The organism is Krasilnikovia cinnamomea (assembly GCF_004217545.1).
In the GTDB taxonomy this organism is placed as follows: domain Bacteria; phylum Actinomycetota; class Actinomycetes; order Mycobacteriales; family Micromonosporaceae; genus Actinoplanes; species Actinoplanes cinnamomeus.
In genome coordinates this window covers 130,522-146,699 of sequence record NZ_SHKY01000001.1, presented here as the reverse complement: position 1 = coordinate 146,699, position 16,178 = coordinate 130,522, and the positions used below count along the sequence as shown (strand labels likewise).

Genomic DNA, 16,178 nt, shown 5'->3' with positions numbered 1-16,178 from the left:
TCATTCGCAACCGATAGTCGTCCGTCTGGAGCCTCCGGGCAGCGGCGGGGGGTGCCGCGCTCCGGGCGTCGTGTCCGGTTCCGCTCACCCCTTGTGGCCACGGGCGGCGACCGACCAGATCCGTGAGGTGGTCCGATGACGCGCCCAGACGACGAGTTTCCCCCGCTCGACGTCACGTCCACGCTCAACCTCGGCGCTCTCGACGAGGTGCTCGAGGGTCCCGAGACCGATGTGGTGCCGAGCCGGATGTCCGGTTCGCTGCCGCCCGGCATGGCGCTGCTCGTGGTGCGCCGTGGCCCGAACGCGGGGGCGCGGTTCCTGCTGGATCACGACGTGACGACCAGCGGCCGGCATCCCGACAGTGACATCTTCCTCGACGACGTGACCGTGTCGCGGCGCCACGCGGAGTTCCACCGCGACGGCGGCACCTTCACGGTGCGCGACGTGGGCTCGCTCAACGGCACCTACGTCAACCGGGAGCGGGTCGAGTCGGCCACGCTCAGCAACGGCGACGAGGTGCAGATCGGCAAGTTCCGCCTGGTGTTCATCGCCGGTCCCCGGCCGGAGAGCGAGGGCGGCGGGGCGTGAACCCGTCCGGGGCGGCCGCACGCGACCCGGGTGCCCATGAGCTGGGCGCCCGGGACAGCGCGCTGATGAGCATCGGGGAGGTGCTGGCCCACCTGCGGACGGAGTTCCCCGACACGACGATCTCGAAGCTGCGATTCCTCGAGGCGGAGGGGCTGGTCGATCCCCAGCGCACCGCCTCCGGCTACCGCAAGTACACCTGGAACGACGTGGCCCGGCTGCGGTTCGTGCTCACCGCCCAGCGCGACCAGTACCTGCCGCTGCGGGTGATCCGCGAGCAGTTGGAGGCGGTGGAGCGGGGGGAGGGCGAGCCTCCGGCCGCCGGACGGCCCGCCCTGGTGGCGGTCGGCCCCGAGGGTGACGTGCCGGTGGAGACCGGCGACGTGCGGGTCTCCCGCGCCGATCTGGTCGCGCGTACCGGGGTCGCCGATGACCTGCTCACCGAGCTGGAACGGCTGGGCCTGGTGCTGTCCCGGCCGCCCGGCTGGTACGACGGCGACGCCGTGGTCATCGTCGAGGCCGTGGTGGGGCTGACCCGGCACGGGCTGGAGCTGCGGCATCTGCGCGCGTTCCGGGTCGCGGCGGACCGCGAGGTGGGTCTGTTCACGCAGTTGCTGGCTCCGCTGGTGCGCCAGCATGATCCGGGCGCCCGCGCCCGCGCCGCCGAGACGGCCCGCGAGCTGCAGGCGCTGTCGCAGCGGCTGCACGCGGCCCTGGTGCGGGCCGGGCTGCGCGCGACGCTCGGCCGCTGAGCGGTTCGTCGTAGGCTCGGAGGGTACTGCCGGTGGTGCACGGACACGGCCCTCGTGTGGGGGTACGCCCGACAGCGCCGTGTACCGTGCAGGTGAGGGCGCGGGAAACAGCCTGAAGGCCACCTCGGGTGGTCATTTGGGGCGGGGACGACAGCGACACGGAGGCGGGCGGTGCGCGAGCTGAGCGTGGTCGGAGTTCGGGTGGAGCTGCCCAGCAACCAGCCGATCGTCCTGCTCAGGGAGGTCGACGGTGATCGGTACCTGCCGATCTGGATCGGCGCGGTGGAGGCGACCGCCATCGCGTACGAGCAGCAGGGCGTCAAACCGGCCCGGCCGCTGACCCATGACCTGCTGCGGGACATCCTCGCGGCGCTGCAGGCGCCGCTGAAGGCCGTGGAGATCACGGAGCTGAAGGAGAACGTGTTCTACGCTGATCTGCTGATCGGTGACGATCTGCGGGTCTCGGCGCGGCCCAGTGACTCGATCGCGCTGGCGCTGCGGGTCGGCGCGCCGATCCGCTGCGCGGACCAGGTACTCACCGAGGCCGGCATCGTCATCCCGGACGAGCAGGAGGACGAGGTGGAGAAATTCCGCGAGTTCCTCGATCAGGTCCGGCCGGAGGACTTCGCGGGCTGACCCATCGACGGTCACCACAGGTTTCGTCGCCCACACGCGGCGTGTCGCGGCATTACCTCCCTGTTCGTCGGCCCGGTGCGATATACGCTCGGGGCATCCAGATGAGGTGGCCGCGCAGCGGGGAGGTAGTCGCGTGCACGAGTCAGATCCTCTCGAGGGTCCCCGGGTCGGCGAGGACGGCGACGTCGGCTATCGCGGCGTGACGGCCTGCCACGCGGCGGGCATCAGCTACCGCCAGCTCGACTACTGGGCGCGTACCGCGCTGGTCGTGCCCAGCATCCGCGACGCGTCCGGCTCCGGCACGCAGCGGCTCTACTCGTTCCGTGACCTGGTGGTCCTCAAGGTCGTGAAGCGGTTGCTCGACGCCGGGGTGTCGCTGCAGAACATCCGCAAGGCGATCGAGACACTGCGCTCGCGCGGCGTCGAGGACCTGGCCGGGATCACCCTGATCTCCGACGGCACGACCGTCTACGAATGCCGCTCCCCGGAAGAGGTCGTGGACCTGCTGCAGGGCGGCCAGGGCGTGTTCGGCATCGCGATCGGCGGCGCCTTCAAGGAGATCCAGGGATCGCTGTCGCACCTGCCGGCCGAGCCCGCCAGCGCCCCGCAGCCGGTCGGCGCGGCCGCGCCCGCCGAGCCGGCGGCGGGCGACGAGCTGGCCGCCCGCCGGGCCCGCCGCCGCGTCGGCTGACGACTTCCGTACGCGAGCGGCATCTCAGGCCGCGCGGAACCCGCGCAGATCCCGCGCCTGGGCGGCGGAGCGGACCAGGCGGTGCACGGTGCGTGGCCCGGCCACCCCGTCCTCGGCGAGGCCCGAGCGGGCCTGAAAGGACCGGACCGCAGCGGACAGGTCCCGCTCGTCGGGCCCCACGGCGACGCCGAGATCCCCGAACAGCTCGCGGAGCGCGTCCGGGTCGGCCGGCGGTGGCTGGTCGGCGGGCCAGCCGATCAGCCCGCCGACCGCCGTGCCGACCACGCTGAGCATTCCTCGTGCGGACATCGCGAACCTCCCCGGACGGTGTGCGGCCCAGCATGTCCGGCAACGAGGCACCCGCACCTCCGCCCGCGGACCCGAACTCCCGCGGGTCCCTGCGACTTTCGGCCGAGGCGGCAGGTCAGCCCGCCAGGTGCCCCCACTGCTCCTCGAGGTCCTGCCAGGTGCCCTGCGCCACCGCGCGGCCGCCGTTCAGCACGACCACCCGGTCCGCCTGGCTGAGCGCGGCCCGCTTGGAGGTCGAGCCGACCACGGTCACCCCGTGCCCGCGCAGTGCCCGCCACAGCTCCAGCTCCGTCGTGACATCCAGCGCGGACGACACGTCGTCCGCGATCAGCAGCTCCGTACGGGGCGCCAGCGCCCGGGCCAGCGCCAGCCGCTGCAACTGCCCGCCCGACAGCCGGGTGCCCTTGTGCCCGATGAGCAGTTGCAGGCCGCCACCGGCCGCGGTCAGGTCGTGTTCCAGCTGCGCGGTGGAGACCGCGTCCGCGGCGTCCACCGGGTGACCGAGCTGGATGTTGTCCGCCACCGTGCCGGACAGCACCCGGGGCAGCTGGGCGACGTAGCCGACCTGGTTGGGCCGCAGGAACAGCTCCGGCTCGTCCACCGGGTGGCCGTTCCAGCGCAGCGTGCCGGTGTGGTGCACGATGCCGGCCAGCGCGCGCAGCAGCGAGGACTTGCCCGAGCCGACCGGTCCGAGCACCAGCACCAACTGGCCACGTTCGACGGCCAGGTCGACGTCGTGCACCCCGACCGTGCCGTTCTCGTGCACGGCGCTGAAGGATTGCAGCTCCAGCCGGGTCAGCGGGTTGCGCGGCGCGGTGGCCGGCGCCGGGGCCGTGCCCGCCGAGATGTCCACCCCGGGCACGGCGGCCGAGTACTCGGCCGTGCCGGCCATGGCGACCGTACGGGCGGTCCAGACCCGCGCCGAGGGCAGCTGCGACACCAGCGACGCGGTCGTCCACGCGAACCACCGGGCCGCGCCCAGGGTGGCCACCGCGATCAGCGTCGCCGCGGCGGACAGCGAACCCGCCAGGTACAACGCCCACGCCGCGATCGGCAGTAACCCGCTGACCAGCGACGGCGTGGAGCGGGCCCACACCTGGGTGGTGATCTCGCGGCGCTGCCGAACGCTGCGATCGGTGTCGAGGCGGGCCAGGTGGGTCAGCACCGGCCGGGTCGCCCCGGCCAGCTTCACCGTGCGGGCCGCGGACAGTGACGAGACCAGCGCGGTCGCGAACGCGGCGCGGGCGGCGACGGTACGCCGGGCCGCCTTCTCCAGCCGCGGCCCGAACAACGTGGCCGCCAGCCCCGACAGCAGCATCGTGCCGCCGAAGAACAGCGCCGGTACGACCGAACCGGACGCCCACGTCATCGCCACGATCATCACGAGGCTGGTGGCGTTGTCGACGACGTTGTCCGCGAGCATCACGACCCGCTCGGTGTCGCCGCCCTGCGCGACCACCTCGGCCGGGGTGTGTTTGCTGACCCGGCGCGGCCCGACCTGTCCGTGCACCAGCCGCAGGCTGATCCGCAGCATCTGCCGGACCCACCACTCCGGGAACCACGCACCGGTGTAGTACAGCGCCGGGGTGGTCAGCAGCAGGGCCGCCGCGATGGCCAGGGCGGGCCACATCGGATCGCCGATGCCGTCGACGACGTGCGACCACAGCAGCGGCAGGATCGCGCCGTCCAGCCCGAACAGGACCAGCACGGCGAAGAGCGCGACCGCGGCCAGGCCGTACCGTGGGTCGTTGGTGGTCAGCCGCACGATCTCCCGGAACGTCCGGGCGGGCGGCGGGTCCGGCAGCGGCGGCGCCTGCGCCGTCGGCGGCGCGTCGGCGAGCACCGCGCCCGCGTCAGCGGCGCGGCCGTCCGAGCCGTTGGCGTGCTCCGGGTCGCGGTCGTCGGTGTCGGCGGAGCCCTCCCAGTCGTCGCGCTCGGCCAGCAGCACCCCGCCCGGGGCCGCCTCGCCCGGTCCCGCCGCGACATGGCTGGCGGCCAGCAGCTCGGCGAAGCGCCGCGAGGAGCGCAGCGGGCCCGCCTCCAGCACCCGGCCGTCGGCCAGCACGACCACCTCGTCGCAGCGGCGCACCGAGGACAGCCGGTGCGCCACGATCACACCGATGCGGCCGGTGAGTAGCCGGTCGGTGGCCCGGTGCACCCAGCCCTCGGTGACCGGGTCCATCCGGGCGGTCGCCTCGTCCAGGATGACCACGTGCGGGTCCCGGACGAGGATCCGGGCGAACGCGACGAGCTGCTCCTGCCCGGCGGACAGCTTGTGGCCGCCCTCGCCGAGCTTGGTGTCGATGCCCTCGGGCAGGCCCTCCACCCAGCTCGTCAGGCCCAGCTCGGCCAGCGCCTGCCCGGCGCCGGGCAGCAGCTCCGGGTCGAACAGGGCGATGTTCTCCGCGAGGGTGCCGGCGAGGATCTCGGTGCGCTGCGGGACGATCGCGGTCCACCGGCGCAGCAGTTCGATGTCGATGTCGTTGAGGTCGACCCCGCCCAGCGTCACGGTGCCGCGCGGCACCTCGACGGAACGGGTGAGCACCTTCGCCAGGGTGGACTTGCCGGAGCCGGTACGCCCGATCAGCGCGTACGAGCGGCCCCGCGTGAACGACAGGCTCACCTCGCGCAGCGCCGGGGCCCGGTCGGGGTCGGTGCCGTACCGGAACGTGAGGTCGCGCACGATCAGGTCGCCGTCGGCCGGTGGGGCACCGCCGGCGGGCTCCTGCGGCACGTCGCGCAGCATCTGCACCCGGCTCCACGCGCCGAGCGCGTTCTGCAGCTCGGGCACCATCCGGGTGACGTGTTCGAGGGTGCCGCCGAAGCCCAGCGCCAGCAGCCACACGGCGGTCAGCCGGGCGCCGTCGACGTGCCCCGTGGTCAGCGCCCACGCGCCGGTCACCACGAGGACGGCGATCAGGGCCCGGGTGATCGTGCCGGCCTTCAGGGTCACCTTCGCCGAGGTGCGCCACACGCGGCGGCCGCGCCGCAGCACCGCGCGGGCCCGTTCGGCGTAGAGCCGCCGCACGTACGGGGCGGCGAGGCTGGTGCGGACGTCGTCCTGGCCGTGGATCGCCTCCTCCATCACCGCGGCGAGGTCGCTCCACGCCTCCTCCTCGGCGATGCGCAGCGGCGAGATGCTCCGGATCGGCCCGCTCATCGTGGCGACCAGCAGCCCGGAGACCAGCACCATCGCGATGGCGGCGGGCCACCACACCAGGAACGCGGTGACGATGGACAGGGTCGCGACGGCCATGGACTGGGCGATCCGTACGCCGGGCCCGCGAAGCTCCGCACCGACCTGGTAGACGTCACTGTCGATGCGGTCGAGCAGCTCACCGACCGGGGTGTTCTCCAGGGTGGGCAGATCCTGCCCGAGGGCCACCCGGCACAGGCCACGGCGGACCGCGGCGGTCCAGTCCGCGGTGAGCCGCGCCACGATCAGCCCGATCGCCAGGTCGGTGAGTACGGCGGTGACCAGCGCGGCGGCCAGCACCGCGAACAGCGGCACCGAGCGGTTCACCAGGACGGGACCCGCCAGGGCGAGGGCCCCCGCCTGGCCGGTGGCGCCGAGCACGATGAGCGCGGCCACCAGCGCCGTACGGCGGGGGGCGGTGGCCCACAGGTCGCGGAGCAGGCGCATGCGAGGTCCTCACGATCGGGGGGGCGGTTCCTCCATCCTGCGGGGCGTCCGATGGCCGGACAAACCAATTACGTTGCAGCGCGGTATGAGGATGGTGATCATGCGGCGCCCGGACGATCAGGCGCGGCGCAGGGTGATCAGGCGCGGCGCAGAGTGATGAGGGTGATCTCGCTCGGGGCGAAGACGCGGAACGGCGGTCCCCAGAAGCCGGTGCCACGGCTGGTGTAGAGCTGCGTGCGCGGGCCGTGCTGGCTCAGCCCCTGCAGCACGGGCTGGTCCGTGCGGACCAGGTAGTGGAAGGGCCAGATCTGCCCGCCGTGGGTGTGCCCGGACAGTTGCAGGTCGACGCCGTGCGCCACGGCCCCGCCGATCTGCTGGGGCTGATGGGCGAGCAGCAGCACCGGCAGCGCCGGGTCGGTACCGGCCAGGGCGGCCACGTGGTCCGCGTGGTGGCCCGGCACCCCGGAACCGCCCGCCGTCCGGTCGTCGACCCCGGCCAGCACCAGCCGATCGCCGCCGCGCTCGACGACGATGTGCCGGTTGTGCAGGGCCTCCCAGCCCAGGGTGGCCATGTGTTCCACCCACCGCTGGGCGCCGCTGAAGTACTCGTGGTTGCCGGTGACGTACACCCGGGCGAGGGCGGCGCGGACGTCGGCCAGCGGGGCGGCCTGCGCGCGCCGCGCGGCCACCTCCCCGTCGGCGATGTCGCCGGTGTGGGCCACCACGTCCGGATCCAGTGAGTTGATCACTTCGGTGACCCCGGCGGACCAGCGGGCCCGGTCGATCGGGCCGTAGTGGGTGTCGGTGATAAGCACCACCCGCAGGCCGTCCAGGGCCGGGCCGAGCCGGTCCAGCCGCACGTCGACGCGGCGCACCCGGGGCACCCGCATCGCCTCGACGTACCCCCAGCCGAGCAGGACCAGGGCGACACCGACCACGGCGACGGTGATCAGGCGCGAGCGCAGCGGGTCGGCGACGCCCGCCAGCTGCAGCACCGGCCGCAGCAGGTTGCCGAGCACCGCCCAGGCGAACAGAACCCAGATCACGCCGAGTTCGGTGTCGGACACCCGGGCGGCCCAGTCGAGGTGGCGGCCGTGCCCGGCCATCATCAGCGGCGGGAAGCTGACCAGCGCCGCGACGAACAGCACGGTGCCGCCCGTGACGACCGCCGTGGGCCAGTGGTTGCCGGCCAGCAGCAGCGTCCACCAGGGGACCCCGAACAGCAGCAGAGTGATCGCCGTGATCGTCGCCGCGAACCGCATGGCGCGGGCGACACGGCGTCGCGGCGTCGCGGCCTGCACCGCTTCCTCGACCGACACGCTACGAGGATGCCACGCCGGGCCCGGTACCGTCCTGCCCGGCCCGGGCGGCGCCGCTACGACGACGGTCACGCCGCCGTCTGCGCGACACCGCCGGTCAGTCCGGCGGCATGCCCACCCGCCGCATCAGGCCGGCCGGGACGACCAGGTCGGCACGGTCGCGGGTCGCGGCGATCAGGGCGGCGTTGCGCTCGTCCGTGCCGGTGGCCCAGGCGAGCGCGGCCTCCTCGGCCTTGCCGAACCGCACGTGCCGCGCGATCAGGCGGCGCAGCCGCTCGGCGTCGGGCAGTTCGACGAACCACACCTCGTCGAACAGCGGCCGGGCCGCCGCCCAGCGGGGGTCGTCGAGCAGCAGGTAGTTGCCCTCGGTGAGGATCAGGCGGGCGCCGCGGGGCACGGCGATGGCGCCCGCGAGCGGTTGTTCGAGGACCCGTTCGAAGCCGGGCGCGTAGACGATGTCGTCCGCGTCCTCGCGCAGGCGGCGCAGCAGGGCCGCGTACCCGAGCGGGTCGAACGTCTCCGGGGCACCCTTGCGCTCGCGCAGGCCCAGCCGGTCCAGCTCCCGGTCGGCCAGGTGGAAGCCGTCCATCGGCACGTGCGCGACCCAGCCGTGCGCGGGCAGCCCGGGCGGCGGCGCCGGGGCCAGGGCGGCCAGCAGGTCCCCGGCCAGCGTGGATTTGCCGGCGGCCGGGGCGCCGGTGATCCCGAGGACCGCCCGGCGCCCATCGGCCGCGAGCGCGCGGGCCCGCTCCACCAGCCCCGCGAACGTCAGCACGCACCAGAGTCTGTCACCGGCCGCGCGCGGCGCGCCACGACGCGGCTACAGGCCGAGGCGCAGCGCGGCCACCCCAGCCGGCGAGAGCGGCCGTACCGTTGATCGCCGCAGGTCGGCGCGGACGCCGACCGGCAGCTGGGTGCCCAGGGCACACAGCGCCGGGAACAGGTCCAGCACGTCGCGGTGGCTCAGCGCACCGACCCCGATGATCAGCCCGTTGACCGCGGGTGGGGTACGGGCCAGCTCCGCGCACAGCTCCATGCGCCAGATCGGGTCGGCGACGTGCGTGGGGAACTCGCGGGCGATCCGGGTGCTGGCCGCGCATCCCGATTCGGGTGCCGCGTGCCGCCCGGAGGTCGCCAGCACCGGTGCCGGGCGTACCGCGACGCCGAGCCGCTCGGCGAGCTCGGCCACGGTCAGGGTGGACAGCCCGTACGCGCAGGCGTCGCAGAGCCGCCGGAAGGTGTGGGCGTCGACCACCATGGCCGCGCTGGGGCACCCGCCGGGGGCCTCGCAGATCGCGTCCATCACCACCTCGGCGAGGCGGCCGCCGGTGTCGAAACGCCCGACACCGAAGTACGGACCGGGGGTGGCGCGGCACGCCTGCAGTGCCGCCTCTTCGCTGGAATAGCCGTCGGGGTCCACACCGATGCGCGGGATGCCGTGGTGTGGGTGGAGGTGGATGAGTCGGTACATCCTGTCGCTCCCGGGGTCGTGCCTGGCGTCGTCGCCCCGGGGTACGGCCGCGATGGCCTCGTCGGTTCAGTCCTCACGCTGTGTGTAAGAAAATTGCCTGCGATCCCGGTGACCTGTGAGCCTGAAGCAGTCGAATGTCACGGCGTGTAACGCGTACGTGCCTGCCGTGAGCAGCAACAACACCACCGCCAGGGCGGCCACGACCGAGGTGTCCAGCACCCGCCACGCGGCGGGCAGCGTCACCACCCCGAGGATCGCGGCGGCCTGCGCGGCCGCCTCGGTCAGGCGCAGCGGGTCGAGAACGCGTCGCTCTGTCATGGCGGACAGCCTCCCGCCGGGGCCCCGGCGGGCGCTTCCCTCCGCAGCGGGAACGATGGCTATGACTTTCGGCCGAGCCCGGCCGCCGCCCCGTGCGACTCGCCGACAGCGGCGGCGCGCCGGGCCTTCCGCGTGCCACGTAGCCGACGTTTCGCCCAAAAGAGCAGAATTCCGGGCGGATCGCGGAAACGGGTGGTCAGAAACGCCCGGTGGGATGGTTGCCAAGGATCTCCGCAACCCCGAAGCTTGCCAAGGCACCGGCCGATTGTCGTCGTGACCGGCCGATCGGGGAGGAAGCCGCAGTGACCGTCACGGCGTCGCCGACGTGGAAGACCATGCCGGCACTCATGTACCACTCCGTTTCCGCGGTGGCCGGGCCCATGCGGGACCTCGCCGTACCCCCGGAACGCCTCGCCGAACAGCTCACCGCGCTCTCCGCGGCGGGATACCGCCTGGTCGGCCTCACGGAAGCGCTGGACCTGCTGGACTCCGGCTGCACGGACAACCTGCTGGCGGTCACCTTCGACGACGGCTACCGGGACTTCCTCACCGAGGCCGTGCCGGCACTGGCCGCCGCGGGCGCCCGCGCCACCCTGTACGCCTCCGTCGGCCACCTGGGCGCGCACGCCGACTGGCTGGGCCGCTGGTCGCCGGACTTCGGCCCGATGCTGACCTGGGACGAACTGGCCGAGGTCGCGGCCGCCGGGATCGAGATCGGCAACCACAGCCTCGTACACCACCCCCTCGACGTGCTGCCGCCCGCGCAACTGCGCGAGGAGGTCGTGCGCAGCCACGGCGAGCTGGAGCAGCGGCTGCAGCTCAAGGTGCGCAGCTTCGCCTACCCGCACGGCTACAACGGCCGCCGGGTACGCGACGTCGTCGAGGCCGCCGGGCACGACAACGCCACCGAGGTGGGGCGGCGACTGCACCGGCCCAACGAGCGGCGCTTCGCCGTACCCCGGTTGCAGCCGACCCCCGACCACACCGGCGCCGACCTGGTGGCCCTCGTCCGTGGCGGCGGCAGCGCGCTGCTGCCGCAGGCCAAGCGGCTCGCCCAGCCCGCGTGGCGCCTGGTGCGCCGCGCGGCGCGCAGCACCGGCCGGAACCTGACGTGAGCGCCGCGCACCGCCCGTCGCCCTGGCTGACCCGCCGCCGGGTGCTGGGCCTGGGCGCCCTGGCCGCCGTGCCGGCGGTGACCCTCGCGGTACGCGGGGCCCGGTCGCCGGATGCGCCCGGCGCGGGCGCCGCCCCGGCTCCGGCCGTGTCGTCGCAGCCGCCCACCTCGGCGCCGGCGCTGCGGGTCGTCACCGACGGCGGCGGGCCGGTCCCGTTCGTCGCGGGCAAGGCGATGCTCGGCTCGTACGTCGGGCTCAAGGGCAAGACGCTGGAGCAGAGCCTGCGCCTGCGCCGCCAGCAGCTCGGCCGGGACCAGCGGATCGTGAACCTGTTCTACGACTGGACCGACATTCTGCTGAGCGCGGCCCCGGAGCTGCCCGCCCGGACCGTCCCGATGATCTCCTGGGCCGGCACGAAGTACGCCGACATCACCAGCGGCGCCTCGGACGCGCTGATCGCCCGCGCGGCCCGCCGCGTGGCCCGGTACGGCAAGCCGGTCATGCTGCGCTTCGCCTGGGAGATGAACGGCGGCTGGTTCGAGTGGGGCGGCGCCAAGAACGGCGGTCACTCAGAGGGCTACGTCAAGTCATGGCGCCGGATCCACAAGATCTTCCGGGACGCCGGGGTGCGCAACGCCTCCTGGGTGTGGAGTCCCAACTGGAACTCCAGCCCCACCGCCGCCTGGAACACCCCGCAGTCCTACTACCCGGGCGACGCGTACGTCGACTGGGTCGGCGTCTCCGGCTACAACCTGCACCGGGAATCCCCCGAGGCGCTGTTCGACGGCATCTACCAGCTGTACGCCGCGAAGAAGCCGATCGTCGTCACCGAGGTCGGCGCGGTGGACCGGGGCGGGCGCACCAAGGCCGACTGGATCACCGTGTTCGATCAGTGGGTGCAGGACCGCCCCGGGGTGGGCGCCGTGGTCTGGTTCGACACGGACACCCATCCCGGCTACGACGAGAAGTGGCGCGTCGACACCGACCCGCAGTCGCTGGCCGCGTACCGCGAGATGGCCACGGGGCCCCGCTTCAGCGGCTAGCGCGCCGCCGCGATGTACAGCGTGCGGTACGGGGAGGTCTCGCCCGCGCGCAGCAGGTTCACGGTCATCCGCTGGCGGCCCGGCATGCTGATGTCGGCGCGCCACGTGCCGTCCCCGCTCACCGGGATGGTCCGCTGCTCGGCGGTCTTGCCCGTGGGCCCGACCACGGCCAGCGTGTACGGCCCGTACTCGGGGACCAGCCCCGTGGCCGTGACCGGCACGAGCCGGTTGCCCGAGGCGGTGACCGGCCCCGGCTCGCCCGCCGACAGCGCGGTGACCGTCGTCTCGTAGCTGCTGTGCGAGCTGCTGTAGGACAGCCAGCTCGCCCCGCCCAGCACGGCCAGCACGAGGACCAGCGGCAGCAGCTGCCACGCCAACCGGCGCGGCCCCGCGGCGTCCGTGGCGTCGGCGGACGGCCCGTCGTCGACGACCCTCGGCAGCAGCATGGTGGAGACCTGGTCCTCGGTCAGCACGGGCGTCGGGGCCGCGACGGTGGGTGCGCCGACCGTCGGCGCGCCGGCGGCGACCGCCACCGGCGGCGCCACGGCGTCGGCCGGCTCCGGCTCCGGTTCGTCCTCCTCCTCATCCCACAGCTTGCTGACCAGGCGGTGCAGGGCGCTCACCCACCGGTCCGGCAGGCCGGCGGGCACCAGCGCCACCAGGGTCACGCCGGCGGTCGCGACGGTCCAGGACGTCCGGCCCAGGGAGAAGCCGAGGACGTGGATCACCAGGCCGCCCAGGATGAGTACGCCGAGGCTGAGCGCGGAGGTCAGCACCGTACGCTCCACCCCGCTCAGGTCGCGGCCACGCAGCAGCGCCCCGGTCAGCGCCGCGCCCGGCAGCAGCAGCGCCAGCAGCACCCCGCCGGCGATCATGAGCGGCTGCGAGCCGAACAGCACCGCGGCGGCCGCCGCGACCGTCACCACGGCCAGCAGAATCGCCAGTTTCGGCTTCACTGTGCCCCCATGTGGTAGATGCGGACGGTGCCGTTGTCGTACACCCGGCCGACCTCGGTCAGGGTGTCGAACTTGCCGATCTGCGCCGCCGTCAGCGGGGCGGTGATCTGCCCGGCGCGCGGGTCGTTCTCGAAGTAGGCGTCGCTGACCGGCAGCCGGGTGGTCAGCCGCTGGTCGACCACCAGGTATTCGAGGTGCACCCGGGTCACGAGATCGTCCTCGGCCAGGCCCCACTGGTCGGCGTAGAACAGCGGGCCCACCTCGCGGACCGGGTCCTGGCGGCCGTACGTCGAGGCCAGTGACACCGACGTGACGTCGCCACCGACGCGGTTACCCGGTCCGAGCGTCTCCCGTTGGAAGTTCGCGGCCGCGATCCCGTACGCGTCGACGGACCGCTCGAAGCCGCCCGGCAGGTACGGCCCGGGCAGCAGCGACACCAGCGGCGGCCAGCCGCCCGCCCGGGCACCGATCATGAGCAGGGTGATCAGCGCCGAACCGGCCGCGACGCGGGTGAACCACGGCCAGCCCACCGGCGCGGGATAGTCGAACGTCGGGGCCGCGGCCCGCCACCGATGACCGGCGGCGTCGCGCATCGGGATGATCTGCACGCCGCGTACCAGCGCGATGGCGACCAGGATCGCGATCGGGATGTACGTGAACGTCTGCAGCCGCCCGGAGATCTCCGGCCCGTTCTGGCCGAGGAAGCGGATGCCGTTGCCCGCGAAGAACAGGAAGCTGCCCACCACGGCGGCCCAGCGCCAGGCGTCCCGGTCATGCCGGTGGATCATGTCCCGGACGCAGGCCAGGTAGAGCACGAACAGTCCGAGCAGCCCGGCACCCTGCACCACCAACTGCCCCACGGACACCGCCGCCGAGGCCTTCTCCGGCGTGGTCTCGTTGTTGATCAACTGGTTGACCGTCGTGATCACCTGGTTGATCGGGGCTTCCAGGTAGGCGATCACGTCGGTGGCGACGAACAGGATCCACCCCGCGACGACCGCGAGGGCCACCACGGGCATGACCAGGGCCGCCCAGCGGCGCGGCCGCTCGGCGACCAGCTGGGCCACGGCCAGCAGGGTCAGCGTGGCGACCAGCGCGAACGCCGTCACGTGGTGGCTGACCGTGGTCGCCACGATGGACCCGACCGCGATCATCGCGAACGGCCGTCCGCCCTCGGCCAGCCAGCGGCGGGTCGCCCAGATCGTCAGCATGAAGAACGGCAGCGCCGCGGTCTGGTACAGGAACATCGAGTTGAAGAACAGGTAGTGCATCGCGGTGGCGTACAGCGCGCAGGCGACACCGGCCACGGCGGGGGAGTTGCTGGCCCGCAGCGCGGTCACGAACAGCACGCCCACGAAGACCAGGTGCGCGACCCCGGCGACGACCACCCCGGACGCGGTGACCGGCACGCCGGTCATGCTGGACAGCGCGGCGGCCATCTCCGCCAGGCCGGGGAAGTGGACGGCGGGCGGCAGCGCCGTGTTCGGCTGGAACAGCTCGCCGGTCTGCATCAGGATCGTCGTGGCCAGCCAGTGCTGCAACTCGTCCGGGAAGCGGAACTGGTCCGGGCTGTACATCCACTTCAACAGGTACTGGTTGACGGCCAGCCCCATGACCAGCAGGAACGACTCGCCGACCCCGGCCATGCGGCGGCTGAGCAGCCGCACCACGACCGGGGTGAAGACCACCACCTGCCCGATCCAGTACGCCGTCATGGCGCTCTGGGCGCCGTTGCGGCCACCCTGGTACGCGAACGCGACCAGCAGCACCCCGAGGCTGGACAGCACCAGCACCAGCGGCGCGTGGCCCAGGTCCAGCGGCTGACGGCGGGCGCGGGCGGGCTTCGGCGGCCGGGCCGGGTCCGGGGCGGGCGCGGGTGCCGGACGCGTCGCGCCCGGGCGTCCCGGCACGACCGGGATCTGCGTCGGCCGCAGCTCCACCGGGGGCCCGGCGACGGTCGGCGGCGGCAGGGTCGGGTTGTCCTGACCGGCCCCGGGCACGACGGCGGCACCGCGGGCCCTGGGCTGGACCCGGGCCCTTCCCTGTGCCTCGGCGCTCGCCGGTTGCTCTGCCGTCACCCCTGCCTTTTCGGTCGCCGGGCCGGGCTCGGCAAGCCTCGCGGCCCCGTCAACTGCGGGCCGGGCCTTCTCGACGACCTCCGCGTCGGCCCGGACCGGCTCGAGCTTCCCGGCCTGGGCCGGCGGTTGGGCCGGTGGTGCGGGTGCCGGCGCGGGCGCGGGCACCCGGGCGGAGCCGGCCTGCGCGGGCGCGGGCACCTGGGCGGAGCCGGCCTGTGCGGGCGGCCTGGCGGCTGGCGCCTGGGCTGCTGCGCTCGGGGCTGCTGCGCTCTGGGCTGGGGTCTGGGCGGCTGCGGCCTGAGTTGGCGGCTTGGGCGCTGGGGTCTGGGCGGCTGCGGCCTGGGTTGGCGGCTTGGGCGCTGGGGTCTGGGCGGCTGCGGCCTGGGTTGGCGGCTTGGGCGCTGGGGTCTGGGCGGCTGCGGCCTGGGTTGGCGGCTTGGGCGCTGGGGTCTGGGCGGCTGCGGCCTGGGTTGGCGGCTTGGGCGCTGGGGTCTGGGCGGCTGCGGCCTGAGTAGGCGGCTTGGGCGCTGCCGGCTGTCCGGCGGGGTGGGGCGCTGCGGCCGGGGTAGGGGGCTTGGGCGCTGCGGCCGGTCCGGCAGGTTTGGGCGTCCCGGTCGGCGCGGCCCCGGCGGCCGGCGTCTCGGTGGAGCCCGCCGTACCCCTGGCCGGGCCGGCGGGCTTGCGCGGCGGGAAGCCGGGCGTGCCCAGCGTGAGGCCGGGTGGCGCGGGGATCGGGGTCTTCGGCACCCCGGTCGTGGTCTGGATGTCCGCCCCCGCGGAGCCCGCCTGCACCCGCGCGGTGCCGCGGGCGCGGTCGGGCTGCACCTGAGCGGTGCCTCGGGCGGCGTCCGCCTGCGCCGGGGCGGCACCTCCGGCGGCGTCCGCACGCACCTGGGCGGCACCTGGGGCAGTGTCCGGTTTGTCGCTCTCGCGCTCGTCTGACCGTTGCGCCGAGCGCTGGTCCGCCGCGCGCTGCGCCTCCGCGTCTTCGGGGGACTCGAACTGTTGGATGGACTGCATCACGCCGGTCGGGCGCTCCTTCGCCTGGTCGTTGCCGGGTTCCGGCCCGTCGCCGGGTGCGACGGCATGGTGCGGAGAGGCGCCGCCTTCGGGCGGCGGCTCGGGTGGGCGCGCTATCGGCATGCGGTTATCCCCGTGAGGCGTGGACCGGGACGGCGGGGCGCGGGCCGTACGGCCCGACACACCATGGTCCCCGATCCGGCCGGAAACGAGCAGTCCGGCCGGGCCGCGCCCATGAGCTG

The 16,178-nt window shown here is 74.0% G+C and carries 14 protein-coding genes; 6 read left to right on the top strand and 8 right to left on the bottom strand.

Annotated elements, in window-relative coordinates; genetic code table 11:
• The first annotated feature begins 135 nt into the window (after window positions 1-135).
• From odhI to EV385_RS00565, 4 genes are all read left to right on the top strand, one after another.
• On the top strand, window positions 136-588 hold the full coding sequence (gene odhI, locus EV385_RS00580; RefSeq protein WP_130507655.1) for an oxoglutarate dehydrogenase inhibitor Odhl: 453 nt from the start codon (window positions 136-138) through the stop codon (window positions 586-588).
• 65 nt (window positions 589-653) lie between these two features.
• Window positions 654-1,337 (top strand): transcriptional regulator FtsR, encoded by a 684-nt coding sequence (gene ftsR, locus EV385_RS00575; RefSeq protein WP_130512976.1) that lies wholly within the window; start codon window positions 654-656, stop codon window positions 1,335-1,337.
• Between the two features lie 171 nt (window positions 1,338-1,508).
• On the top strand, window positions 1,509-1,973 hold the full coding sequence (locus EV385_RS00570; RefSeq protein WP_130507654.1) for a bifunctional nuclease family protein: 465 nt from the start codon (window positions 1,509-1,511) through the stop codon (window positions 1,971-1,973).
• A gap of 133 nt (window positions 1,974-2,106) precedes the next feature.
• On the top strand, window positions 2,107-2,664 hold the full coding sequence (locus EV385_RS00565) for a MerR family transcriptional regulator (RefSeq protein ID WP_130507653.1): 558 nt from the start codon (window positions 2,107-2,109) through the stop codon (window positions 2,662-2,664).
• A gap of 24 nt (window positions 2,665-2,688) precedes the next feature.
• Here the strand turns inward: EV385_RS00565 and EV385_RS00560 are convergent, their stop codons facing one another.
• The 6 genes from EV385_RS00560 to EV385_RS00535 form a co-directional block, all read right to left on the bottom strand.
• Window positions 2,689-2,973, bottom strand: a complete 285-nt coding sequence (locus EV385_RS00560) for a peptidoglycan-binding protein (protein WP_130507652.1) — start codon at window positions 2,971-2,973, stop codon at window positions 2,689-2,691.
• Window positions 2,974-3,088: 115 nt separating this feature from the next.
• A complete protein-coding gene (locus EV385_RS00555) occupies window positions 3,089-6,616 on the bottom strand; it encodes an ABC transporter ATP-binding protein/permease (protein ID WP_130507651.1) in 3,528 nt (1,175 codons plus the stop codon).
• A 137-nt stretch (window positions 6,617-6,753) separates the two neighbouring features.
• A complete protein-coding gene (locus tag EV385_RS00550) occupies window positions 6,754-7,935 on the bottom strand; it encodes a metallophosphoesterase (RefSeq protein ID WP_242624621.1) in 1,182 nt (393 codons plus the stop codon).
• Window positions 7,936-8,032: 97 nt separating this feature from the next.
• Window positions 8,033-8,710, bottom strand: a complete 678-nt coding sequence (locus tag EV385_RS00545; protein ID WP_130507650.1) for a nucleoside/nucleotide kinase family protein — start codon at window positions 8,708-8,710, stop codon at window positions 8,033-8,035.
• Window positions 8,711-8,755: 45 nt separating this feature from the next.
• Window positions 8,756-9,406, bottom strand: coding sequence for a hypothetical protein (locus EV385_RS00540; RefSeq protein ID WP_130507649.1), 651 nt, complete (start codon window positions 9,404-9,406; stop codon window positions 8,756-8,758).
• 66 nt (window positions 9,407-9,472) lie between these two features.
• Window positions 9,473-9,724 carry a hypothetical protein gene (locus EV385_RS00535; protein WP_130507648.1) on the bottom strand — a complete coding sequence of 84 codons (252 nt, stop codon included), beginning with the start codon at window positions 9,722-9,724 and terminating at the stop codon, window positions 9,473-9,475.
• 302 nt (window positions 9,725-10,026) lie between these two features.
• Here EV385_RS00535 and EV385_RS00530 point away from each other — a divergent pair, with 302 nt between their 5' ends.
• Both EV385_RS00530 and EV385_RS00525 read left to right on the top strand, forming a co-directional pair.
• Window positions 10,027-10,839: a polysaccharide deacetylase family protein gene (locus EV385_RS00530; RefSeq protein ID WP_130507647.1), complete on the top strand. Its 813-nt coding sequence runs from the start codon at window positions 10,027-10,029 to the stop codon at window positions 10,837-10,839.
• Window positions 10,836-11,882 carry a glycoside hydrolase family 26 protein gene (locus tag EV385_RS00525; RefSeq protein ID WP_130507646.1) on the top strand — a complete coding sequence of 349 codons (1,047 nt, stop codon included), beginning with the start codon at window positions 10,836-10,838 and terminating at the stop codon, window positions 11,880-11,882. The genes EV385_RS00530 and EV385_RS00525 overlap by 4 nt, the downstream gene beginning before the upstream one ends.
• Here EV385_RS00525 and EV385_RS00520 read toward each other — a convergent pair.
• A complete protein-coding gene (locus EV385_RS00520; RefSeq protein ID WP_165449345.1) occupies window positions 11,879-12,838 on the bottom strand; it encodes a DUF1616 domain-containing protein in 960 nt (319 codons plus the stop codon). The two genes, EV385_RS00525 and EV385_RS00520, sit on opposite strands and share 4 nt — an antisense overlap.
• A complete protein-coding gene (locus tag EV385_RS33685) occupies window positions 12,835-16,059 on the bottom strand; it encodes a hypothetical protein (protein WP_165449344.1) in 3,225 nt (1,074 codons plus the stop codon). The genes EV385_RS00520 and EV385_RS33685 overlap by 4 nt, the downstream gene beginning before the upstream one ends.
• Window positions 16,060-16,178 lie beyond the last annotated feature (119 nt).